This window comes from Cyclobacterium sp. SYSU L10401, from assembly GCF_010993705.1.
Classification (GTDB): Bacteria; Bacteroidota; Bacteroidia; order Cytophagales; family Cyclobacteriaceae; genus Cyclobacterium.
Genome location: NZ_WOFO01000001.1, coordinates 1,120,620 through 1,144,347 on the forward strand (window position 1 = coordinate 1,120,620; position 23,728 = coordinate 1,144,347).

General features: G+C 45.6%; 16 protein-coding genes. All 16 read right to left on the reverse strand.

What is annotated here, in order from left to right; translation table 11 throughout:
* Nucleotides 1-53: 53 nt before the first annotated feature.
* Nucleotides 54-695, reverse strand: coding sequence for a TetR/AcrR family transcriptional regulator (locus GL182_RS04720; RefSeq protein WP_163378390.1), 642 nt, complete (start codon nucleotides 693-695; stop codon nucleotides 54-56).
* Nucleotides 696-1,112: 417 nt separating this feature from the next.
* Entirely contained in the window at nucleotides 1,113-3,395 is a 2,283-nt protein-coding gene (locus GL182_RS04725) for a sialate O-acetylesterase (RefSeq protein ID WP_163378391.1), read from the reverse strand.
* Between the two features lie 16 nt (nucleotides 3,396-3,411).
* Nucleotides 3,412-5,709: a glycosyl hydrolase family 95 catalytic domain-containing protein gene (locus GL182_RS04730; protein ID WP_163378392.1), complete on the reverse strand. Its 2,298-nt coding sequence runs from the start codon at nucleotides 5,707-5,709 to the stop codon at nucleotides 3,412-3,414.
* Nucleotides 5,709-7,169, reverse strand: coding sequence for a sulfatase (locus GL182_RS04735; protein ID WP_205603571.1), 1,461 nt, complete (start codon nucleotides 7,167-7,169; stop codon nucleotides 5,709-5,711). The genes GL182_RS04730 and GL182_RS04735 overlap by 1 nt, the downstream gene beginning before the upstream one ends.
* Before the next feature lies 1 nt (nucleotide 7,170).
* Nucleotides 7,171-8,571, reverse strand: a complete 1,401-nt coding sequence (locus tag GL182_RS04740) for an alpha-L-fucosidase (RefSeq protein WP_163378393.1) — start codon at nucleotides 8,569-8,571, stop codon at nucleotides 7,171-7,173.
* Nucleotides 8,572-8,603: 32 nt separating this feature from the next.
* On the reverse strand, nucleotides 8,604-9,326 hold the full coding sequence (locus tag GL182_RS04745; RefSeq protein ID WP_163378394.1) for a GDSL-type esterase/lipase family protein: 723 nt from the start codon (nucleotides 9,324-9,326) through the stop codon (nucleotides 8,604-8,606).
* Nucleotides 9,327-9,402: 76 nt separating this feature from the next.
* Nucleotides 9,403-10,479 (reverse strand): glycoside hydrolase family protein, encoded by a 1,077-nt coding sequence (locus tag GL182_RS04750; protein WP_240469584.1) that lies wholly within the window; start codon nucleotides 10,477-10,479, stop codon nucleotides 9,403-9,405.
* 11 nt (nucleotides 10,480-10,490) lie between these two features.
* Entirely contained in the window at nucleotides 10,491-12,023 is a 1,533-nt protein-coding gene (locus GL182_RS04755; RefSeq protein WP_163378395.1) for a sulfatase, read from the reverse strand.
* Nucleotides 12,020-13,417, reverse strand: coding sequence for an alpha-L-fucosidase (locus GL182_RS04760; protein WP_163378396.1), 1,398 nt, complete (start codon nucleotides 13,415-13,417; stop codon nucleotides 12,020-12,022). Before GL182_RS04760 ends, GL182_RS04755 begins: the two co-directional genes overlap by 4 nt.
* Nucleotides 13,418-13,735: 318 nt before the next feature.
* Nucleotides 13,736-14,752, reverse strand: coding sequence for a family 43 glycosylhydrolase (locus tag GL182_RS04765; protein WP_163378397.1), 1,017 nt, complete (start codon nucleotides 14,750-14,752; stop codon nucleotides 13,736-13,738).
* A 44-nt stretch (nucleotides 14,753-14,796) separates the two neighbouring features.
* Nucleotides 14,797-15,051 carry a hypothetical protein gene (locus tag GL182_RS04770; RefSeq protein ID WP_163378398.1) on the reverse strand — a complete coding sequence of 85 codons (255 nt, stop codon included), beginning with the start codon at nucleotides 15,049-15,051 and terminating at the stop codon, nucleotides 14,797-14,799.
* Between the two features lie 156 nt (nucleotides 15,052-15,207).
* The gene (locus GL182_RS04775) at nucleotides 15,208-15,660 is read right to left on the reverse strand and encodes a hypothetical protein (RefSeq protein WP_163378399.1); all 453 of its coding nucleotides are present in this window, start codon (nucleotides 15,658-15,660) and stop codon (nucleotides 15,208-15,210) included.
* Between the two features lie 29 nt (nucleotides 15,661-15,689).
* A complete protein-coding gene (locus tag GL182_RS04780) occupies nucleotides 15,690-17,528 on the reverse strand; it encodes a RagB/SusD family nutrient uptake outer membrane protein (RefSeq protein ID WP_163378400.1) in 1,839 nt (612 codons plus the stop codon).
* 64 nt (nucleotides 17,529-17,592) lie between these two features.
* Nucleotides 17,593-20,805: a SusC/RagA family TonB-linked outer membrane protein gene (locus GL182_RS04785; RefSeq protein WP_163378401.1), complete on the reverse strand. Its 3,213-nt coding sequence runs from the start codon at nucleotides 20,803-20,805 to the stop codon at nucleotides 17,593-17,595.
* Between the two features lie 467 nt (nucleotides 20,806-21,272).
* Nucleotides 21,273-22,538 carry an enolase C-terminal domain-like protein gene (locus GL182_RS04790; protein ID WP_163378402.1) on the reverse strand — a complete coding sequence of 422 codons (1,266 nt, stop codon included), beginning with the start codon at nucleotides 22,536-22,538 and terminating at the stop codon, nucleotides 21,273-21,275.
* An 84-nt stretch (nucleotides 22,539-22,622) separates the two neighbouring features.
* Nucleotides 22,623-23,690, reverse strand: a complete 1,068-nt coding sequence (locus tag GL182_RS04795; RefSeq protein WP_163378403.1) for a Gfo/Idh/MocA family protein — start codon at nucleotides 23,688-23,690, stop codon at nucleotides 22,623-22,625.
* Nucleotides 23,691-23,728: the final 38 nt, after the last annotated feature.

Consider the following 23,728-nt stretch of genomic DNA (forward strand, 5'->3'; position numbering starts at 1 on the left):
CCTTCAATCATTCAATTAAATTTAAAGCAGGTTTAAAGAGTTGTTTCTTTGCACTACACCCTTGAACCGTCCACCAGCTCCTGGTATAATAGTTGTCCTTTTTCCGTCATGTAAGGAAAAAGTAGTTTCCAAATATTGTCCGACATGCCGCTGTTGTTTTTTTTAGATTTGGAATTGGAAAGCAATTCCTCCTGTGATAGCCAGAAAGTAATAATGATCCTGATGGACAAAAGCAGTTGCTCGATGTGGTCTTCCGTGCTTTTGATAAAATAGCCATCTTCAATCGCCCGTTTAAACAGGTCTGACATTTGTTGTTTCCGGATCCTTAGGGTGTTTTTCAGCAGCCGGTTGATTTTTGGGTAGGACCGGGAAATTTCCAAAACATCCAGGTTAAAAAATCGGAATTTATATTGAAAGGATTCCAAATGAAGCAATAATCGGTGGATCTGATCAAAACTCCCTGTAGCAGGATCAGCGGCCTTGTAGGAATCGGACATTTCAGCCCGCATTTGCTTGTATATGGCCAGCAAAAGTACTTCCTTGTTTTTAAAATGGTAGTCAAGGTTGCCATAACTTATACCCATCTCTTTGGCAATATGCCTGCTGGTAATGCTTTGAACCCCATCTTTATTGAAAAGGTCTACGGCAGTATCCATGATTCGCTGCTTGGTATTTGTTTTGCTCTTTTTTGTCATCTTAACTGTTTCATGGAAATTCCGGCAAATTAACCCTTCATCTTTACAAAAGTAAAAAAAACACAGGTATTAACACTAAAAATATAACCCATTACTTTCCCAAGTTATAATTGATAATTTTGATTTTTCTCCAACGATATTTTGCTTGATTCGGGTAAAGGCTTTAAAAATAGTGCAGATTTCCCATTATCATATCATGACCTACCTGTATTGACTTTTTTCCTGTCGTGCTGGTTTCCCTAATTTCCGTCATGCTAATGGACAGCATGTTTTCATACCCCAATGAAAAAGTGCTGCAGGTTGAAATTAAAAGGCTACTTTAAATTCCATGATAATGGGATCTTCAGGATCCGGTATGGTCTCCAATTCCTATCCAGTCATTTTCCCCACTGTTATCATTTTACCTTATGGATGAATTTATTTGTTCAAAAAGAAATACCTTATCCGGCACGCATTACCGCTACTTTGCGGGTTCTTTTCCCCGACCGTTCTTATTTGCAGCACATGCCCACCGTCTGTCAATCCCGCCGCCAGGGTATAATACCATGGTAGGTGTAGGTTTAAGCTCCATTGGGTGAAAAGATCCTGCTTTTGCCAGTCATTATTGTCGATTCTGTATTCGATAATGCCCGCATCGGGTCCGGCTGCGACAGCTATGCCAACCGCATTTCCGCTAAACTCAAATTCCAGTACAGCACCTTCCTCCTGAGCAATAAGCATGGGAACATGCACATAATTGGCCCGGGTGCCGGCATTATCATCCGGAGCCCAGGAAGCAAGCAGCTTCCAGCCATGGCGTATACGGGCCCTGCGGGGCTCGATCAGTACTCCATTATCGTAATTCGCCGGATCGAGCAGTTGGGGCAAAACGTAGCGTTCACGGCTGTCGTCTTCTGCGCCTGTTTCGTCCCATGCGTTCTCAAGAAACGTTTTCATGGAGCGAAAATACACCCCCTGCCCAAAAGGTGAGGGATGGAGATTTTTAAAATCTTCTTCCCAGGAAAATTCACCAGCGTCGATACGCTCAGTTACTTCTTTTGCTAAATTAATGCTTGGGACATGGTAGTGAGCGGCTACTTTTTCCTGATTTTCAATCACCTCCGGCACTTGCCCCTCACGGTAGCGTTCCATCTTGGGAGGGTCCACAAAATGCATGAGGACGATATCGGTGGAGGCATCGTTCCGGCGGACCTGCCTGATTATTCCTTCCATTGCCCGGACTTGTTCCTGAGCGCTTCTGCCGTTCGATGCGTCGTTTACCGCGGCCTCCACAAACAGCAAGTCGACCGAACCGGCAGCCAGCACATCGCGTTGAAGCCGGAAAGCAGCGGGAGTGGATCCCATGGAAGGAATGCCTGCATTGATAAATTGGAATTCGGTATCCGGGAAACGCTTTTGAAGGTAATTGGAGACGCTGTCCCGCCAGCCATCGTTGTAGGTAATGGAACCGCCGAGGAAAGCAACCCGTCCTCTTTTATCCCGCTGAAACGTTAAACGACTGTTTCGGATACCCTGCCGCTGCTTGTGGTAGCTTTCAGCATTGAGCAAAGGTTTGGGTAATTCCGTGTGGTACCTGATAAAATCGGCACCTAGTCGGGGTGTTTCAATGGGGAAATGATGCCCGAATAACGCGTGCTTTCCTTCGGTACAGGGGACGACCGTTGCAGGACCCCCGAGTTTGATATAGCGATCAACCAGGACAAAGGTGTTTTCCTCCGGCGGAACCACCTGGTCGTTTAATCCAATCATGTGCATAATGGGCACCTTTGCTGCTGCCAGTGCCTCGAGGTTATCCACCGGATGATCTGCGTATGCCAGGGCTTCTTCGTCCGAAGTGAATCCATTCCATTCCGTTTTTTCTCCCGGAAAGGTTGTGAGTTGTGATTTTTCATTTTCGGGAAGCAGCGATAGATACGCCTCAAAAATTCGTTTTCCATGTCCCACTAATCCTGCTGGAGTAAGGTGCGTCGCATCTGCTTTTGGAAGGCCCAGCATGCTGGTAAAGGCAATCGTTGCATCTTCTGCGGCTATTCGTTTTTGGGCTTCTACCACCACGGACCGTTCTTTCACGAAGGGATGCTGTTCATCCACTCCAAGAATGATTTTCAGCTTGGGCTCATTTATTACGTTCTGCCGCAAATCAGTAATCATTTTCTTTAGGTTAGCATCATATTCCTGAGCCGTATTTTCATTACCAGCGTCAGTTTCGCCCTGAATCCAGATAAACCCTCGCACGTTGACCTTAAAATTCTCTTCTTCCAGTAGTTTTAAAGCCGACTTCAGATCTTCGATCATCCGATCATAGATACCGCCTTCTCCGGGAGATTTCCAGTCGCGAGCAAGGCCGGTAGCACCCTTGGTATACTTGAATATGGCCGGATTATAACCTGCTTTTTTGAGTTCACGAGCAAAGCGTACCTCCGGCCCGAAATGGCCTTTGGGGAATCTTCCGGCCTGGGCTTGCATGGTGCCCCACTTTCCCCCTGAACTTTGATGATCCACAAATGTCCAGTGTAAGCGAATCGATTCATCCAATTCCTGTCCCGCTTCCGGGTAGCTGGCAGCATCTCCCATCCATCCCTGCGCATTGGACTGGCCGGCCCAGATAAACAGATCCAGGGCCTGCTGTGCAGGTGCATCGATTGGTAGCAAAAGCAGAAGATGCAGGAAAATACCGGTGATTGCGCTGAAACACTTCATGCTAATGCCTCTCTTTTTAACGGTTAAAAACTACTTGTTGTCCTTCAGCTAAAGTAAGTTTTATATTCAGACCATCCTTTATATATTCTTTATCAGATGAAAATTGATCTTTACCAAACGGATTTTCAAAAATTATTTCTCCTCCTTTTTCGGAGGTAATCTCCACTTTTTCCACTTTTCCATTCTCTCTAGTTGCAGAAACAAGGAATGCTCCTTGGGTCCGCAGGGTTTTAAAAGAAACATCTTGCCAGTCTGCAGGAATGGCTGGAAACAGCTTTACCACGCCAGTGTGACTTTGTATCAGCATTTCTTGTATCCCTGTAGCAAAGGCAAAATTTCCTTCCAGGGTAAAAGGGCGGTAGGTAAAGCTTGACTTACCCGTTCCCGATTGGTCTCCATTTACGTGAAAACTATTGGGCAATACAAAGGAGGAAGCAAAATCCCTTAAGGCCCTGGCAGCTCCCTCTCCATCTCCTGCCCTTGCCTTAAGATTTCCCAGCCAGGCAAAGGAATAGCCGGTCCAGTTGGATGATCCCAGCTTATCTAAATGGGCAATGGTATTTTCTATGATTTCCCGTTCCTTTTCTCCATTGGAGGGATCTATCAGGCTTAGGGGATGAATGGCCATGATATGGGAAAAATGCCGGTGGGAATCTTCTAGCGGATTGTCAGGTGCTACCATTAGGCCTGATTCATCCGTGGCATAATCGGGCCATTCGGCCAGCATGGTATTCCAATCTGCTGCTTCATCAGTATAACCCAGTTCCAGGGCCAGTTCGGCAGCGGTGGTATAGGTCCAACGCACCAGGGCCAGGTCATAATTGGTCATTTGGTCAAACCATGCCCGGGCATCATTGTTATAGATTTCGGGGCTGGAAGACAAGGGAAGCTTCCTTTTGCCGTCATCAGCCTGTACGGAAAGCTCATTTAGAAAAACGGCGACCTCCCTTATCCAGGGATAGGCTTCGGCTTCCAGAAATTGTCTATCCATCGTATACCGCCAATGCAGGTAATAGTGGTGTCCCAGCCAGGCACTTACGGTAGGTCCGAATGCATATTGTATCCAGCCGCCCATGGGATCTCCCTCCAGCGTGGTCACTCCGGGTACATTCAATCCATTCGTTCCAAAATATTCCCGGGTGTATTTTTTAAAAGTAGGTTGATGTTGATTGAGCCAGTCAATAAAGCCTTGTTCCAGCTCCAGGTGATTGCCTGCATAGGTAGGCCAGTAACTTAACTGGGTGTTGAGGTCGTGGTGGAAATCCCCTTTCCAGGGAGGTAATTTACCATTGTCCGCAGTCCAGACGCTTTGAAGCGAAATGGGCGGCGCTCCCTGTCTGGCAGCAGCTCCTAATTTGTACATATCCATGTAATATTGCTGCTGCAAAAGGCTGTCGGGAAGGGTAATGGAGGATGCCTTCCAGTAGCCATCCCACCAGGTATGGTGCACCTGATGGTATTCATCCTGATTTTTGGTAAAAGCTTTTTCAGTGATCTCCGAGGCGGTATCGGCGGTTCGCTGGTCTTTCTTCCTCGAACTGATGCTCCAGAATCCCTCCAGTTGATCTGCTGTTTTCTCCCATCGGGTATTTACCTGAAACCGGAATCCGTCCCATCCTTCCTGCTCATAAGTCAGGGTATTTTCTTCCTGGGAAAGTTTGCCGGCCGGATATCCCAACCTTCGCAGGTCTTGTCCACTGACCGGGTCCAGGGCTTCTGATGGTCCGGCTCCTACGTAAGGGGGAGGCACGATTTCTGGCAACAGGTCAACTTTGAGGTTTTCAAAACGATACCAGCCAACCGGTTCGGTGGCGTGTACAAAAGTTCTTAATAGGGTGCCATTTTTCCACCGGATTTCACTGCTTGCTTTTTGAAGGTCCAATTTGACGGATGCTATTTCGCCCAATTCGGAAATATCAAATTCAAGTGCCGCTCCCGGGATTTTAGAAGGTCCGGCAAGGGTGTCATACGGAAGGTCATATTGTCTCTGTACTGCCGCATATTGCTTGGCTTCCCATTGTTTTTTCACCCAGTTGAAATCATTGTTTTCAAAGTCCAGGTTTTTCATTTCTCTAAGATCCCAAAGATCTGCCCGATCCAGGGAAAACCGCAGTTTTCCTTCCTTTTGCCAGACCAGTGCGCCAAGCATGGCATTGCCGAGGGGTATCCCTTCGTCCCAGGTCTTTGCCAGGTCCGGGAAGCTGCGTTCCATATAAAAGGGTGTGCCTTGATTGGCTTGCTTTTCCTTACAGCCACCCATCGATAGCACACAAAATAGGGTACATGCAAAACCTAGTAGTTTTTTGAATTCCATTAGTTTTCAGGTTGATAAGAGGGGTTTGGATAAGGTAATTGTACTGCCATTTCCTTCACCCAGTGTTGTAATTTTTTATTTAATTGTTTTCTTCTTTTAGGGGACGAATTACTTAGGTCGGAGTCTTCGGCTCGATCTGTCTCCAGATCGTATAATTCCGATCGGTCGCTTTCAAAAAAGTGAATCAGTTTGTACTGCCCTTCTCGGATGGCAGCCGAAGGTCGACCTCCAAGACCTCCACTATAGTGGGGATAATACCAAAATATAGGCCGCTCTTCCATACTTTCACCCTTCAACAGGGGCTTTAGGCTTAGACCGTCCCGGTGCTGATGCGGCAATGGATTTAGACCCGCCATTTCCAGAAAGGTGGGAAAGAGATCGGTACCGGTAACCGGAAACTCATTGGTACTTCCTTCTTTTATGGTTCCTGGCCAGCGGAAAATAAGTGGAACACGGATGCCTCCCTCGTACAAATACCCTTTTCCTGTGCGCAGGGGGGCGTTTGAAGTAGGTATTTGTTCGGCCAGGTTGCTGGTGGCCATCCCGCCGTTATCCGAGGTGAAAATAACCAAGGTGTTTTGGTCAAGCCCTGTTCGGGAAAGGGCTTGCAACAGCCTTCCAATATTTTCGTCCAGGCTTTCCACCATGGCTGCATAGGTAGGATGGTCCTGATGATTTTTAATAAACGTTTGATTTTGCTGGTCGAATGCCGCTCCCTCAGATGGCATTTGCTGGCGTTTATTTTGATACTTTTTTACTTTTTCTTCCTTCCCTTGCAAAGGCAGATGCACGGTATAATAGGAAAGGAGGGCAAAAAAGGGCTTTTCTCTTTTTTTGGTAATAAACCGGATGGTTTCTTCCGTAAGGCGATCCGTAAGGTACTCTCCTTCCGGCCCATCGGGCAGTTGCGGGTTTGCATAGGGTGAAAAATACCCTCCGGCAGGGTGACCCGTAGCATTGCCACCCACATTTACCTCAAAACCATGATTTTCCGGATAATGCATCTCATTTTCACCCAAATGCCATTTTCCGGCAAAAAAGGTGGCATAGCCGCTGGACTTAAAGGCTTCCGCCATCGTGGTTTCCTTTGGATCCAGAAACAGCTCAAAGGGGTGGGATGCCAGTTTTTGGTCGGGATGGGGACCGTAATGCCGGTTGCCGGGGATGTAGTCGGTCAGGTTTAACCGAGCCGGGTATTTTCCGGTCAGAATGGCTGCTCTGGAGGGGGAGCAAATTGGGCTGGCGGCAAAGGCATTGGTAAAGCTCATGCCTTCTGCAGCCAGCTTATCAATATGTGGCGTTTCATAAAAGTGGCTTCCGGTATATCCCAAATCATGATATCCTAAATCATCCACCAGGATAAACAGGATGTTTGGAGGCTTTTCACCTGGGCTCTGGGCCTGGCTTACAAGGGGAAGCAGAGACAAAAAGAAGAGCAATTGTCGCACAGGTTTAGTCATTTTAGCGCAGGGGATCAATTTTATATACGGATAGGGCTTTTAATTGGGGGTCGCCAATGGATGATTGGGCAACAAAGCGGATTTTGCCCGTGCGCACTGGATCGATTTTCACGATGTGCTTGTGGCCAATGGAGGAACCGGTATAAATGGCGGTCCATTTTCCGTTGATTTCGGCTTCCAGCATAAACTCCCGTACCCGTTCCCCTTTTGAAATGTCTTCCTGTAACACAATGTGGTCAATAAGCTGTGCTTTGTCCAGAACCAGGGAAATGTTGTTTCCATTTCCCGAAATTCGGGCTATTGGATTGGAAAACCGCCGGTTGATTTCATCTCCAAATTCTTTAAGTCTTTTTACGTCCGGTTCTGGCATTAGCCCTTCGGGATTGGGGGTTACCCCCAGAATTAAGGTGGAATTATGTCCCACGGATTCGTAGTACATGTCCACCAGGTTTTCCAGTGGATAGATGATAGATGCCCGATTGGGTTCCCAAAACCAGTCGTGTCCGCCATTTCCGCGAAGCGGTGCATCGCTCATGGCAGGCATGTAATAGCTGCCGTTGGGATCTCCGGTCTTCAGAAGGGCAAAATTATTGGCTGCAATTTCCTTTCGGGTACTTTCCCCGGCGCCAATTGCCGGATAGGGAAATGTCCCCCAACTGGGATAGGGTACCGTACCCGTTTCGCTGCCACCCCAGCGGATATCCGCCCGTTGGAGGTTGTGGTAAAAAATACTGTTTGGCTGGTGTTTCTCAAAAACGGAGAGTACATCCGGTCCTCCTTGTTCTGGACCATGTGCGCCCCCGTCAAACCAGACCATTGCCCAGTCGCCGTAATTGGTGAAGATTTCTTCCACGATTTTTTCGATCATTCGGTTGTAGTGCTCTTGTCGGTTGCGGGCAAATTCATTGTCTCCCTGCACCTTAAAGTCGTACACGCCATAAAAGGCATTCCAGCGTGTGCCTATATAGACGGCCGGGAGCATATCGTATTTTTCACAAGCTGCCTTGAAATCACGGAGAATATCTCCCTTGCCGTTCTGCCATTCCAACGCTTTCATGGAATAGGGTGTGGCGTTACTTTGGTGAAAAAAGAAGCCGGTCTCATGGCTTACGGTAAAAATGGCGATTTTGAATCCGGCATCTTTTAAGGACCGGATCCACTGGTCCATATCATACTTTTGTGGATTGAAGGTGTTGTAATCTTCTACCGGGGTAATTCTTGCTTTGGGCTGAACATAGAATTCACCATCAAATACATGCATGTCCCAGCAAACCAATGCTGCCAGTTCGGCCTGCTGCCACTGTAGTTGGGCGGGTGTAGGGATGGGAACCTGCTGCTGCGCAGTTGTATTCAAATAAAGGGCAAAAAATATGCCCAGGGAAAATAGCATCGTTTTAAACATCGGTTTTCTAAAATTAAATGGCATCATTCTATTTACTTATGGCCTGTGAGTTCCTTTGCTATCAATTTTGCAATGGCCTCGTAACCCTCCTTATTAGGGTGAACCCCATCGCTTATCGTAAACAGTTCCGGTCGATGGTCCAATGGTTCATTGAGGTCAATGAAGGATACATTCTTCTCCTTTGCCACCTTTTTTGTCATACTAATAAGTTCTTGAAGCCTCGGTTTTCGGACTTTCAGCCCTGCTATCCGTTCAGCATCCAGGCCAGGGGTTTCCAACACCATGGGCGAGGGTGCGCATAGGAAGATTTGCGGATCAGATGGGAGTTGGGAAAGTTCATCGATGAGGTCCCGGTAATCACTTTCGAATTCATCCTTGTACTCCCAGCACTTACGGTCTCCACAGGTACCATAGCCGCAGGTATCGTTGGTGCCAAGGCTGATGACGATGATATCCGGGTTTGCGGCTTTTATTTTTCGCAACTCGTTCCATACGGTAGGGATACCTTTTCGGATAAGGGTACATCCTCCTACACCAAAATTTTCCACTGCATAATCATCCCCAAGGAGCTTTTGCAATTGCGCGGGATAGGAATCGCTGTCCGGGTCATCCAGTCGTGCCCCGTAGGTAATGCTATCCCCGACACTGGCTACTTTTTTTTTTTCATTGGTGCTAAAACCTGTAAAAGTAGAAAGCACAATCATTAACATGGTGCAAAAAATAATGGGAGGGATGAATTTTTCTATACGCTTCATAGGTCTAATCTTTTATATTTTGTTCTTTAAAACTAATAATTGCTGGCTTTCCTTTTGATTTGTCAATGGCCTTTACTTATGGGTCGGTCGGATGCTCTTGCACTGGAACAAAAACAATATAAGCGTCATCTCCCTTTTTTACTGCCATACTTAAGACCATGGGCTCACCCTCTTCCTGGTACAGAAAGGGACGCTCCATGCGGTCGGGTACCAGCTCCGAACCGTTAGCCATAGGGATCCGCTTGTTTTGAATCACATATTCTGTGGCTTTCCTCCAGTTGATCCCATCTGGTGAATTTATCATACCGATAAAGCTGTGGGCGTGGAAGACACCGTAGAACCTGTCGCGCCTGTCATCATACCAGACCGACATGTCTTCTGTGTCCATGTCGTCGATTACCGCCTCGGGGTGCATTTTAAAAAGCCCAGTGGGAGAATCGGATATGGCGACAGCCTGGTTGCGGTTAAATCCGATGTCTTTGGGCTTATCACCTTTCACAATCAGGTAGTATTTCCCATCTTTCCCCTGTACAACGGCTGGGTTTACCGTCAACGTTGTAATAGGCCCAGAGGGCTCAATGAGCGGTCTTTCCATTCGCTTCCACGGTCCATCAATCGACTCAGCCACCGCCACGCCGGTTCGCTGATTCGGTCGCAGGTATTCTTGCCAGTTGGAATGAGGGTATCCTACCCGAGCGATTTCAATCAGCTCTTCTTCAGTATAATCATTATCTCCCATATTTGTAGAAATATAATAGAGGTAGTATTTATCCCCGAATTTTTTGATTTTGGGATTGTGCACCGTGATCGCATCCCAGTGGCCTGGTCCCCGGCTTTTCAATACCGTTTCTTTGTATTCCCAGGGTCCGGAAGGATTGTCGGCTATTGCGTGGGCAACTTCGGAATGAGTCAACCAACTTAAAAAAGTGTATTTTTTCGGCCATCGCGAATAAAACAAGTGATACTTTCCGTCCTCTCCTTTTATGATTGATGAGCACCAGTTAAAGTAGTCATCCGATTTAAAAATGTTTTTTTCAGTCAGTGGCTGCAGCCGATCTTTGAAAATCAATGGATTTTTTTGGATTTGTGCCGAAAGATGCATTCCCATCAATATGACTACTATAGCACTGAAAATAAACAGCTTTTTATTCACGATTCTCAAATTTATAATTCTATTTCATCAGGCCAGGGTACCGGTTGCCCTGTCTCAATAAACGAGGGCCGCTGGGCAGCTACATTTCTCAGGTATTCTCCCAGTTTCAAAGTCAGTTCATTCACTTTTCCAGGATTTCTTTCAGCCAGATTATTTTGCTCGCCGATATCTTCCGGAATATTGAAAAGTTCGAAATGCTGATTGTGGTAATAATAAATCAGTTTCCAGTCGCCGCTGCGGATGGTGCTGGTAGCGCCGATTCCTGGGCCGGTAGGGCCCCAGTTATTGGGAAAATGCCAGACCAAATCCCGGGCTTTGGTTTCTTTTTCAGGGTTTAAAAGCAAAGAGACAAAACTTTTGCCGTCAATGGTTTGAACTGTTTCATACTCTTTTACTCCGGCAATTTCAAGAATCGTTGGAAAGAAGTCCTCGATAATCAACATTTTATCACTTTTTGAGCCGGGTTTCACTGTTTCAGGCCATTTCACAATCATAGGTACACGAATTCCTCCTTCGTAAACCGAGCCCTTGCCGCTGTTCAACGGTTGATTGTGCGTGTTTGGCTCGCCTGCTCTGTGAGAAGCGCTCAAGCCTCCATTGTCTGACATGAATATAATAATGGTATTATCAGTCAACTCCTTTTCATCAAGGTAATTCATTAAATCCCCCAGGCTTTTGTCCATCCCTTCCAGCATCGATGCGTATTTGGCTTCCGATTCGGGTAATCCCTTATCTATGTATTTCTGGTAAAAACGCAGGTCGGCATTCAAAGGAATATGAACCGCATAGTGAGACATGTACAGATAAAATGGCTTGTTTGCCCCCAATGCTTTATCCATCGCTTTCGTAGCCTCTATCGTAAGGGCCTCTGTTAAAAATATCGAGTCCCCGTGGTATTTTTCCATCCCCGGTACTCCCCAGGGTAGGGTATGACCACCTTTTTCCTTATTACCAAAGTTTTCAGTTCCGAGATAATTACCCAAACCTCCTGCCGCATGCCCGGCAATGTTTACATCGAAGCCGCAGTTTTCGGGATTGGCTGCCGGGGTATTCATTGCTCCGAAATGGGCCTTGCCGGCGTGAATCGTGAAATAGCCATTATCTTTCAAAATCTGAGGTAATAGGCTGGCATGAACCGAACGCTCGATGCTATCGACCGGCTGAACGCCATTTACATTCCATTCAGGATAGCTAAGTATATCGTGTGGGGCATCAACGGAGGCATTTCGGCGCAATGTCCAGTTAGTGACTCGGTGACGTGCTGCGTTCATACCACTCATCAGGCTGACGCGGGTGGGTGAACAAACCGGAGTGGCATAGGCCTGTGTGAACATCATCCCATCGGCTGCCAGTTGCTCCATTCCGGGCGTATAGTACCGTTGATTGAACGGGGTTTGGTCTTTCCAAAAAGGAACCGAAGTATCCTGCCAACCCATGTCATCGACCAGAAATAGGATAATGTTGGGCTGTTTCTCCTTTTCATCGTTTGTAATCCCTGTACAGGATGTCAGAATAAAAAACAGCAAGAAGGATCGTATTTTCATTTACCTGATGATTTTTGCTCAATATTATAAACGTTAAAGGCTTTGATTTGAGGTTCTCCTTTTGATTCAGCGATTTTAAGCCTTACCGCATCTACCTCCATTTCGTCAAATTTATGGATAAACTTGTGGCCGATAACGGAACCCTCAAAAATAGGCTGCCAGCCCTTTTTTGTTTTGCCTTCTAATTTAAATTCCCGAACCCTTTCGCCCTGGGCGATCTCTTCTTGCAAAACGATGTGGTTTACAGTGGTCCATTCTTTTAATTTAAGCCTGTGCTTTTTGCCTGTTCCAGAAGTTTCTGCCAACGGATTGCGAAACCGTCGTTTTATTTCGGCTCCCCATTCCTTCAAACGCTCCACATCGGCCTGGGGCAGCAAGCCATCTGCATTAGGCGTCAGCCCCATAATCAGGGTGGTATTGTGCCCGACACTTTTGTAGTACATGTCCATAAGGTTTTCCAGTGGATAGATATGTTTTTCATCATCCGGCTCCCAAAACCACTCGTGTCCGCCATTGTATCCACGCAATGGTGCATCGCTCATAGCAGGCATGTAATGCTTCCCGTCTGGGTCCCCTTCCTTAAGTAGTTGAAAATTATTTTTAAGAACGACTTCCTGATTGGCAGCATGCGAGAAAGGAAAGGGAAATGTACCCCAACTCGGGTAGGGGACCGTTCCACTTTCACTTCCTCCCCAGCGGATATCTGCGCGTTGGGTATTGTGGTAGAAAATGCCGTTGGGTTGGTTCTTTTCAAAAATGGATAGCACGTCCGGTCCTCCTTTTTCGGGTCCATGTGCTCCTCCATCAAACCAAATGATGGCCAGTTCACCGTATTGGCTGGTCAACTCTTCGACCATCTCCTCACACATTTTATTGTAATAGGCCTGTCTGTTTTTTGCAAATTCATTATCCCCATTCACTTTAAAATCATGCACGCCAAAAAAGGAATTCCAGCGGATCCCAATGTAAATACCAGGAGCAATACCGTATTTGCGGCAGGAATTTACAAAGTCCTGGACAATATCCCCTTCTCCTTCCCGCCATTCTACCGCTTTCAATGAATAAGGATTGACCTTGCTCTGATAGAGGGCAAAACCGGTCTCATGTGTTGCCGTTAAGATGGCAATCTTAAAGCCAGCATCTTTGGCGGCTTTGACCCATTGATCCGTATCAAGCTTAACGGGATTAAAGATGTTGTAGTCGGGGATAGGGGTGACCCTGTTTTTTGCCTGGTTATAGGCTTTTCCATCAAAGACATGCAAATCGTAATGGAATACGGCAGCCAATTCTGCATGCTGCCAGTCTAACTGGGCTTGTGTTGGAATGGGAACTTCTGTTTGCCCCCAACTTTTTAATCCATGGACCAGGAAGCACGCTACTAAGAGTATTTTCAATTGCATATGATTATTAATTCTTTTTCAATTCAATTTAATTCAATTTAATTCAAATTCAGCCAATACAGCCCAGTGGTCAGAAGGCCAGTCAGCATTCCATTTAACCTCGCCGACTCCTTTTGAATCGGTTACCAGCGCCGCTGTTTTGCACGTCAGTCCCGAGCGGGTAAAATATATCCGGTACACTGGGCAAACTATATAAATAACGCAATGCAGTAGCCAATATATTTAAATGGTTGGTTCATGGAGTCAAATCAAGTCTGCTATCCTGCGCAGTGGTATTTGGGGGTTTATAGATGAATAATTAATAGGCAATTATCATTTGGAGACCAATTCGAAACGGACCAGGTAACATTCGTGTTTGTTGTGGATCATGGATATGCCCCATTTTAATCCTTCGCCAACCACCACAGGATCGGTAATATCAGGCCTAAACCCTCCCGGGGCAACCGCACGTTCCTTTACCTTTGCATTAAGTTTGTTTGACATAAAATCAATTCCATCAGGGGCATATTCAAATGTTTCCGATAAGGAGGCGAAGGCACCTACCCCGGTACCCTGAGGCCAGATGAATACTTCATGACTTCTTTCAAGTATTTCTTTCCCGAATTTGGTATAAGGTCCTTCCGGATAATTTGAATAGGCCACACCCATGGCCGTGTGTGCCGGTCCGCCCTGTCCCCCAATTATGGATCGGCCTTTGTAATACATCCAATACAATCCATTTCGGTAAAGCAAGGAAGCATCGTCCACCCGGTAACTATCAAATTTTTCAGGTTCTACACTTACTTTAAGAATGGGTTCCGGGTTTATTCGCTTGAAAGGACCGGTTGGCGAATCGGACACTGCCACACCAATCGATGTGATGTCACTGATATTATTGTTCTCAAACTCGCCATTGGCGTTTCCCGGTGTCGGCTTTACCCCGGTATAATACAGGTAGTACTTGCCGTCGGCAAAAAAAATGTTTGGGGTAAAAACTGCCTGTGAATCCCATTCTCCATCTTGCCCTACGTCCAGCATTTGCCCTACTTCTGTCCATGAAAAACCCTCGTCTTCCGATTTGGCACACCAGACACTGGCTCCCCAATAACCTGCTCCCCAATATTTTGGTTGAGCATCGGGGATTTTGGTGTAATACACGTAATAGGTTTCTCCGACTTTGATGACATCGCTGGGATCCCTGCGGGTGACACCCGATTCATAACCAATGCCTGACACCTCGGCGAATTTAAATTCACCACCGGAAAAAGAGATATTGTTTTCCTGGGCAATGATCGAATTGGTCGATAGGAAAAAGAGGAGGAGCAGACTTTTATAATAATTTTCTTTCATTTTACAAACGGCTTAAATTAAGTATACGTTTTTCATAGGCTAAATCAGTACTTCAAAAAGTAAGGATTGGAATTAGTAAATCTATTTGTATTTGAAAATATAACTGGCAGGTGCTTCTCCTCCAAACCAATAGCAATCCCAATGTACTCCCACCCATCGGCAAAGGTTTGTTCATTTGAACTAAGATGTCCTGTAATCGCAACTACCTTATAAGCTTTAAAGATTCGATGACCATGTGTTACCAATCCCGAAGGCGTTAAATGGGTAAAAAAAAACAGCGCTATTTTAAGGGTATTCATAGGTTATAGTTAGGGCAATTGAATCTGTGATTTTTGTGAAGTTGTATACTTTTCTTTTAGGCAATTATTTGAATGGTAAACATAAATCAAGCAGCCAAGATACACTTGACTGCTTGAATTGCTTTTTATTTGGAAACTTATTTTAAATTTCAGGACTTATTCTTCTTCTACAATCCTGATTACCCAATCGTGTGTCGTTCCATCGGCTGACACAAGCTTGTAAATAAATTCTCGATCGGATAAGTCGGTAATAATACCAGCAACCGGAGAAAGACCAACAGGCTCTACCCGCATGCTTTGGTGATTAATGATGATACCGGTCCTGGTAAGGTCCGCAGATGCTGGTACGGTAACCGTAGCAGTGAAATTTTCATCTTCTATCACCGCATTTCCTGTGGATATAATGAGTCTTCTGCGTGCCGGAGTCAGCTCACCATTCTCAAAAAACTCCTGAAGTTCATGCTCATCTGCTTGTAAGGTAAATATATTTACATTGGTGATAAATGCAGTGTCTCCCCATTGCCCTTCATCAAAGTCAATCCTGGGTTCGCAGGCAGATAGTACCCCTCCAATTACAAGGATATATAGTATTAAAATATTCTTTTTCATATCATTCATTTTTTGAAAGTCAATTTAATTTAGAACCATCCGGGATTTTGTGTCAATTCATATCCGGCATCAGCGTATACTTCAATTTCATTTCTGGGAATAGGCGCCAAATACACCCGGCCCGGTTCAATGAAGAAGCCCTCTCCAGAAGATCTGAAATCTGGGTTTCGGAAAAATGGATTGATGTGCCCATCACTGAAGATATCAAAGTCTTCACCCATCGTCAAGGCCCAAATACCCGTATTGCCAGAATTAACACCATCTGCTTCTAATTTTGACGGATCATTGTAATAATCAACAAATTCCTGGTAATGGGCACCTTTTGGTTTCCAATCATTGATCACCTGATGGAAAACTCCCCACCTTTTCAAATCATTCTGTCTGTGGCCTTCAAAAACCAGCTCCACCAGGCGTTCCCTGCGGATTTCATTCAGGATATTTGATTCGGATGGCTCAAAGCCATCTTCTGCCGAATACGTTATGGGCCATGAATTTACCTCAGCCAGCGACAGCGGTGCCATTCCTACTCTTTCACGAAGGAGGTTCACTGTTTTGTCTAAATCGCTTTGATTGATCGTACCCAATATGGCTTTTGCTTCTGCCAGCGCCAATAATCCTTCTGCATACCGTATCAATACCTCATCGGTTGAGCCATTTCTCCATTCATTATTATCCAAAATAGCACCTTTCCACCTGCGGAGGCCCGTTGAGGTATAATTTGCGGAGAAAACATTGTTAAGCTGGGGATATCGTAATGGCAGCGGGGTGGGTGTGTTCCCGTACCCTTGTATTTGCTGGTGAGGTCCTCTGTCAGGAGTCCAGACTGACTGTCTGAAGCGCGGATCGAGGTTTTCTCCCAGATTATTCAAACTTGCATAGTCTATGGGCAAGGAGGATAGTTCTTGAGGCATCCCCTCTTTGTCCAGGTAACTGCCAACCAATTTCCAGGTTAGTGCCTGTGCATTATCTACTACCAAATCGTAGAAATTATGTCCCACAATTTCATTCACATCGTAGATGCGGTATAGAAACACGCCTGCAGATGATGAGGCATCCTGCTGGGAAAACAGTTGATTATAGGCCTCATTAAAGGGACCTCCGTTGGTAAATAAATTGCTGCCCTGATGGTCAATCAATTGTTGTATGGTAGGTTCTACCATTTGCAGAAATTCACTACCATCCTGGCCTTCGACGGCAAAGGGAGTGTTCTTAGATCCGTGGTAACGCTCCCAGGTTCCTTCAAATAAAGCTGCCCGTGCTTTCATTACCAGGGCAGCTTCTTTTGTTACCCGTCCCGGTGTTGCGAAGGTGGAGTTTTTCCAACCTATGTTTGCAATGGCAGAGTCCAGGTCCTGAATGATAAATTTGGCAACCTCATACCTGGAGTCTCTTGCTTTATATAACCTTTCACTATCTGTATCCAGCACTTCCGTGTAAATGGGAACATCTCCATACCGCTCCAACATGTTCAAATAGACCCAGGCCCTGAAAAAATAGGCTTCTCCCGTATATTGATTGGCTTCAACACTTACATCAACGCGCCTTGCGTTATTTATTAAATAATTAATTTGTCTTATCCAATTAAAGTTTCCGTTCCAGCTACCATCTGTAGCCGGAGCCTGCCCGGAGGCTCCTCTTTGGAACAAAAAGCCGGAAGGGCCGGTGCCCACCTGAATGTCGGTATTGGCATCTAAGAAATTATTTTGAGGACCATTTCCCTGGCTTTGAAAATGGTACCTTGGAAATAACCTGTAAAAGCCATTGGCCATTACCTTTAAATCATTTGGCGACGTAAAGTAGGTCGCGTCGGTCATGGCATCTAAGGGATATCTTTCCAGAAAATCCTCTACGCAGCTATAAAATGACATTGTAAATAGGATTAGCAATGTCCTTATATGTTTCAGATTAAATTTCATCATTAATTTTTTTATATTAAATACCTACGTTTACACCAAAAGAAATTTGCCGCTGTGGAGGATACCCGTTTCCTCCATATCTGGACAATATTTCAGGTTCATATCTGAAATTTGATTTATAATAAATCATTCCCAGGTTTTCGGCACTTGTGTAGACATACACCTTTCTCAACTTTGCCCTTTCCAACAGGGATTGAGGTAGGTTGTAACCAAGGCGTAAATTCTGAACCCTGAGATGGGCCAGGTTTTCCACATACTGGTCGTTTGCCCCATAGGTTTTGAAGGAGTGCCGGGGGAAATAATTATCCGGTGTTTCAGGAGACCAGGTACCTAACTCCCTGTGGCTTGTAAACCATTTTGAGTTCCAAATATTTACGCCTGCAGGAATGACGTGGAAATTATTGGTATAGGTAATCCATTTGGGTACGCCCGTAAATGTTACCGAAAGGTCAATGCCATTCCAATTGGCTTGCAAATTCATCCCATACCGGTACCGCCCGTAATTATAGCCGGCCATGACCTGGTCCCCCCGGGCATACCAGCGGCCTCCTTCTCCAGCATTGATCTGCCCATCCCCATTTAAATCTTTCATCATCAGATCTCCAGGGTAGTACCAACCGCCTCCCTGAGGGACGTTTGCTTCCACATCGGCGATATCTTGTGCCACACCATTAGACTCATACATCCAAATCTGGCCAAATACCTGTCCCGGAGTCCAGGTGCCATTTCGTTGTCCATTGACGTTTTCATCGTATTCTACTACATAACCGATGTAATCGGCAATATTAAATCTTGCAGAATAATTAATTGGTCTGCCGGCTAATCGGCCCGTATTTCTCCACTTCATCGAAAACTCCCAGCCTCTGGTCTCACTAACTGCGTTATTGATACTTGGCAAACCGGTTCCAATGGTTTGGGGTAAAATTTTAGCAGGGCCGGGTTGATTGTAAATGGTACGCTGGTACCAATCATAGGTCAACTCGAGCCTGTTTTCGATGGCCACTACATCCAAACCAAAGCCAAGCGTTTGCGGGGAAGACCAGGTCAAGTCGGAACTGACCAATGGTGGCATAAAGACCATGTTTGGTTTTACTCCGCCAAGCAATACATCCCCATTTCCTATACCGGTACCCATGGTTGGAAGGTACAGGTAATTACCAGATCCAGGGTCGCCGGAAGAAGTATAAGCGGCTCTTATTTTGAAGGCATCTACTTTATTGACAGACCAGAAATTCTCTTCAGCTATATTCCAGGCCCCCGAAATGGAGGGGAAAAAGGACCACCTGATGGCTGCTGGAAATTTAGAGTGCGCATCGTAACGCCCGTTAAATTCGATAAAATATTTCTCCGCATAATTGTATGCCATCCTGCCGAAAACACCCTGTGTCGCCCAATGGGTTAACATGTCATTCACAGTTGGGTTGGGATTAAAGGTGGTACTTATACTGGGTACCGAATTGGTATATAAATCCCTACCTGTCCCGGATAAACGAGAAAAATTATTATACTCTTCCTGGTAACCCACCAGGGCATTGATAGAATGCTTACCAATTTGCTTATTGTAATCAGCAACGATGTCTGCAGTGTGATAATTCGTAAAATTCATTTGCCGGATCACACTACTCTGCTGTGCAGATCTGGCGGAATTTCGGATGCTTCCATCGGCCTCTTCAACGAAAATCACAAACGTATTGCGCTCAAGATGAGAGGTAAGGTTCCTCCAGGTATAATTTCCCCGGATGTCAAGCCCTTCAAATGGCTTTAATGTAAACCCTCCGGTCAGGGTCGTTTCGTTTCTTTGATTGGTTTGGGTTCCGCCCTCCCCACGCAATGAGGGTCCACTGCTTAAAAAAGAAGGACTCCCATTCGGGTTTAAATCGTTCCAATTTGGAAGCGATGCGGATGCATTCTGCCAAATGTCACCGTAATTAGGTCCTCCTCCCCGGTAATTGGGTGCTTGTTCATCTGTTCGTACATAATTCATGCTCATCCTGAGGCTGAGCCAATCCGTGACATCTGAATTTACTTTTAAAAGGGCATTGTACCGATTCAATCTGTCATCGGAACCTTTAATAAGCCCCATGGATTCATTGTAGCCAAGCCCTACATAATACCCCGTATTGTTACTTCCTCCTGAAACGCTGGCATTATGTTGTTGACTTGGCACCACACTTTTATACATGATGTCAAACCAGTCACTGTTGCCATTCATGTCCCAGTGTGCGCCATAGGTGCCATTTTCGGTTACTATGTTATTGGGGATTAATCCGGCACCATGGTCCCTCATTCGTTGGATGGCTTCTTCTGTATAAATAGGCGCTTGTAATGAGTTTCTGTATTGCTCATTTATTTTTTCGGCATATTCCCAGGAATTGGCCCATTGGGGCATTCCTATGGGCGATCCTATACTGTAATTACCGCTGTAATTGACTTGTATTTTTTCACCTTTCGTTCCTGACTTCGTCGTAATAAGGATGACACCTGACGGAGCCCTTGATCCATATATGGCAGAGGCAGCAGCATCTTTCAATACCGTCACCGATTCTACATCGTTTGGATTGACATCGCTCATGGTACGCTCTATCCCATCTATCAATACCAGAGGGCCCCCTTTCTGCCCAAATCCGGTATATCCGCGAATATTGAAATTTGACTCCTGTGCAGGTCCACCATTAACCGGGGTAACATACAAACCGGCAACAGCCCCCTGAAGAGCTTCGGATAACCTGTTAATAGGCCTGTTTTCTATCAAGTCGCTGCCTATTTGCTCCACGGCTGCGGTAAGGTGCGATTTCTTTTGGGTACCAAAACCAACCACTACCACCTCATCCATTTGTGCAATGTCTTCAACGAGCGTAATTTCAAAATCAGTCTGGTTTCCCACTTCGATTTCCTGTGTGATAAATCCCAAAAAGGAAACCACAATAATTGCTTCTTCATCTACCTCAAGTGAAAAGTTTCCATCGATATCGGTCGTGGTACCTGAAGTGGTGCCTTTTACGAGGATAGCTGCTCCCGGGATAGGATTTCCTTCCCCATCTACTACTTTTCCTTCTACCAAAATAGCTGCGACTAGATCACCGGCAGGTTTCGTTTGAAGAGCATCGCTTTTGTCTTTTTCGTTGACCCCGAATGCTACTACCTCCTGGAATAGTAGCAATTGGATTGCCAGGCCATAAATGAAATACCGGGCCAACATTGGGCCCTTCTTTAGTAATTTTACTAGCATAATTTTGTCTGTTAGGTTTATAATAATTGAATGCAGGGTCTTGTTAATCAGGAATTTTCACCCTGCAACCATCCGGGTTTCCCATCGGATTCTTATGAGGTGTTTGGGTTTTTTACTTCCATCGCTAAAGATTTATGTGTGATTCGTATGTATTTATCGGCTATTCAACACTTAGACCCTGGATTCTCCAGATTACTTTCCTTGGAATTTAGATTTTCAAAGAGGGGGTCCGGATAACTGAGGTCTTTCTTTTTCATTCTAAGTGGGTCGCACCTGGCCCTGGATTTATGGGTGAATGCTCATCCAATCAATTGACAAGAGATACCCTAAAAAACACATAAACAGGCGATTGCAATTTATCTAACTTAGGGCATCTGCCCCAATATTAGGAATATTAGGTCAAACGACCTAATAATTAATAAAATTTAAATCACAAAATTTTGCAGATCTGACTGTTATTGGAAAAATCAACGGGAGAGGACCGTTTTCTCCTGTACAAAATCCTTGAAATCGGAACTTAAGCCCGGTTCCTGAGGTGTTGTATACTTTCCTCCCACCACCTGAGCAGGAAATTTAAAATAGTCCTTTAAATGAGGAATGTATTCCAGCAGAATAGCTGGATGGCCAAGCGAAATATGATTAAAAAGCACCAGGTGCTGGTGGATCTGTCCCATATCCCCTACGTGAGGCACTACCGGAATGGAATATTTCCTTGACAGTAGGCTGATCAGGAGAAATTCAGATACTCCCCCCACCCTAACGGCATCCACCTGGTTAAAAGACATGCAGCCAGACTGGATAAAATTTTTGAACATTATTTTGTTGGGTACATGTTCTCCAAGCGCAATTGGAATCGGCACCTCCTTTGAGAGCGTGATATGGGCCTGAATGTCATCGGGATGAGTAGGCTCTTCTATCCAGAAGGGATCAATTCCCAGTAGCTTTTTACAGGTAGAAATGGCTTTAGGCAGGTTCCATTGCTGATTGGCATCCAGCATAATGGTCGCTTTTGCCCCTGCCGCCTTGCGAACCAGTTCTGCCCGGCGAATATCCCTGTCCTCCGCTATGGAGCCTACTTTCAATTTTATAGCTGTAAAGCCCTGATCAATCGATTTTTTAATATTGGTAGTTAACTGTTCATCGGAATAATTGAACCAGCCGATGGACGTGTCATACCCCGGATATCCGGTTTTAAGGATGCCCATCCGGCTACTTTTTCCAGGCGCCTGGTTTTTCATTAGCTGAATGGCTTCCTCCTTTGACAGGATGTCTTCATAATAGGAGAAATCCAGCGTATTGGCCAGTTCTTCCGGAGAAAGTTCTATCAGCAATTGCCAAAGAGGCAGGCACCTGGATTTAGCCCAAAGGTCAAAACAGGCATTTACCACTGAGGCCAGTGCCAGGTGAATCACTCCCTTGTGAGGCCCCAGCCACCGGAGGTTGGGGTCGTCGGCCATCTTTTTGTAGGTGGCTCCAAAATCAGCCATGAGCTCATTGATTTCCCTACCTTCAACATGCCGTACCAGATAATCGATGGCACTACATACCAGCTTGTTTCCCGCACCCAGGGTCAAGGTCAGCCCGAGTCCCTCCAGCCGGGTATCGGTTTGTAATTTGCAAACGGCATAGGCATAAATGGGCGTGGAATGAACCGCATCCGAGCCGGCACCATTTTCCAAAGCAAACTGGACATCCTGAGATCTTCCGGTTTTAATATATATTGATTTCTTCATTCATTTTGCATGTTAAGGTTGCTGCATGGTGTTGGGTACTTAGCTAATAGCCCTGCAGCGAGTATATTCTTTTCAATTTCAATGTTATTCGAAAGTCAATCCAGCCTGTGCATTTGATTCATACAGTTTTTCAACCAAACGCATGGTTTGGAAGGCATCTTCCACCGCAGTGGGAAGCGCTGCCGAAGGGGTTTTAAAGTGCTGCTGCAAGGTGGCCATGGGGCCAATAAATGCATCAGGAAACCAATCTCCGGTCAACGGAACGTCCTGCCAGCCCTTTTCTTTGGCTTTTTTGCTGTAATATTCAAATGTCGAAGGTCTGCCTTTAGGATAATCATAGGATACCCCAATTTGTACCTTGATGGCACCCTGCGTTCCCTCTATCTTAAGGTACGATTCCTGCTGTTTCGATCCGTAATCGTGTCCATGATTGGTAAGTATACGAGCTTGTTTAAAGTGATCATAGTCCATAACGATGGTGCTTCTGGTGGCAGCCAATGAGCTATTGTTGGGGTGTTTTATTGTATTGGCATATACCTGAGCAGGATTACCCAAAAAGTCCCTGATAGTATCTACGTAATGGATGCTATGATATAAAATCTCCAGCCTTGGTTTGTTTTTCAGGAATTCCCATAATTCCCAGGGAGTATATACACATACTTTAAACTCCATGTCAAACACTTCCCCGATCAGCCCCTGACGAATCACATCTTTAGCCGCTAACATAAATGGGGCATGCCGAAGTTGAAAATTGACTGCCGCCACCAGCGACTTTTTTCGGCAGAGGTCCCTTATTTTGCTGGCCTCTTTCAGGTTCTCACCCATGGGTTTCTGTATCAACACCGCCGATCCATCGGGTAATTGCGGTAATATTTCCAGGATCTGTTCGGCGGGTACGGCCAGATCAAATACAGCTCCTACTTCCCGGGCCTTCCGGATGATCAAATCCAGGGAATCAAAAGCCCCCTGTACCCAAGCAAAGGAACCCGCCAATGATTTCGCTTTGCCTGAACTTATATCATACAGACCGGCAACCGGGAATTTTGCCATGGCGTAGGCAGGGAGATGGGCATCACGTACAATGCCGCCTGCTCCTATGATGACAATCGGAAGCGGTTTCTCAGGAATTACCGGGCTTTGGTTAAAATGCATGTCTAAGAATGAATTAATTTTTCAGGTATGCGATGTAT

Coding starts and splice junctions, on each gene's coding strand:
- GL182_RS04795 (WP_163378403.1), bottom strand. CDS start 23,690: ATGCATTTTAACCAAAGCCCGGTAATTCCTGAGAAACCGCTTCCGATT.
- GL182_RS04755 (WP_163378395.1), bottom strand. CDS start 12,023: ATGAAAATACGATCCTTCTTGCTGTTTTTTATTCTGACATCCTGTACA.
- GL182_RS04780 (WP_163378400.1), bottom strand. CDS start 17,528: ATGTCATTTTATAGCTGCGTAGAGGATTTTCTGGAAAGATATCCCTTA.
- GL182_RS04735 (WP_205603571.1), bottom strand. CDS start 7,169: ATGACTAAACCTGTGCGACAATTGCTCTTCTTTTTGTCTCTGCTTCCC.
- GL182_RS04725 (WP_163378391.1), bottom strand. CDS start 3,395: ATGAAGTGTTTCAGCGCAATCACCGGTATTTTCCTGCATCTTCTGCTT.
- GL182_RS04720 (WP_163378390.1), bottom strand. CDS start 695: ATGACAAAAAAGAGCAAAACAAATACCAAGCAGCGAATCATGGATACT.
- GL182_RS04770 (WP_163378398.1), bottom strand. CDS start 15,051: ATGAATACCCTTAAAATAGCGCTGTTTTTTTTTACCCATTTAACGCCT.
- GL182_RS04745 (WP_163378394.1), bottom strand. CDS start 9,326: ATGAAGCGTATAGAAAAATTCATCCCTCCCATTATTTTTTGCACCATG.
- GL182_RS04740 (WP_163378393.1), bottom strand. CDS start 8,571: ATGTTTAAAACGATGCTATTTTCCCTGGGCATATTTTTTGCCCTTTAT.
- GL182_RS04785 (WP_163378401.1), bottom strand. CDS start 20,805: ATGCTAGTAAAATTACTAAAGAAGGGCCCAATGTTGGCCCGGTATTTC.
- GL182_RS04765 (WP_163378397.1), bottom strand. CDS start 14,752: ATGAAAGAAAATTATTATAAAAGTCTGCTCCTCCTCTTTTTCCTATCG.
- GL182_RS04775 (WP_163378399.1), bottom strand. CDS start 15,660: ATGAAAAAGAATATTTTAATACTATATATCCTTGTAATTGGAGGGGTA.
- GL182_RS04790 (WP_163378402.1), bottom strand. CDS start 22,538: ATGAAGAAATCAATATATATTAAAACCGGAAGATCTCAGGATGTCCAG.
- GL182_RS04730 (WP_163378392.1), bottom strand. CDS start 5,709: ATGGAATTCAAAAAACTACTAGGTTTTGCATGTACCCTATTTTGTGTG.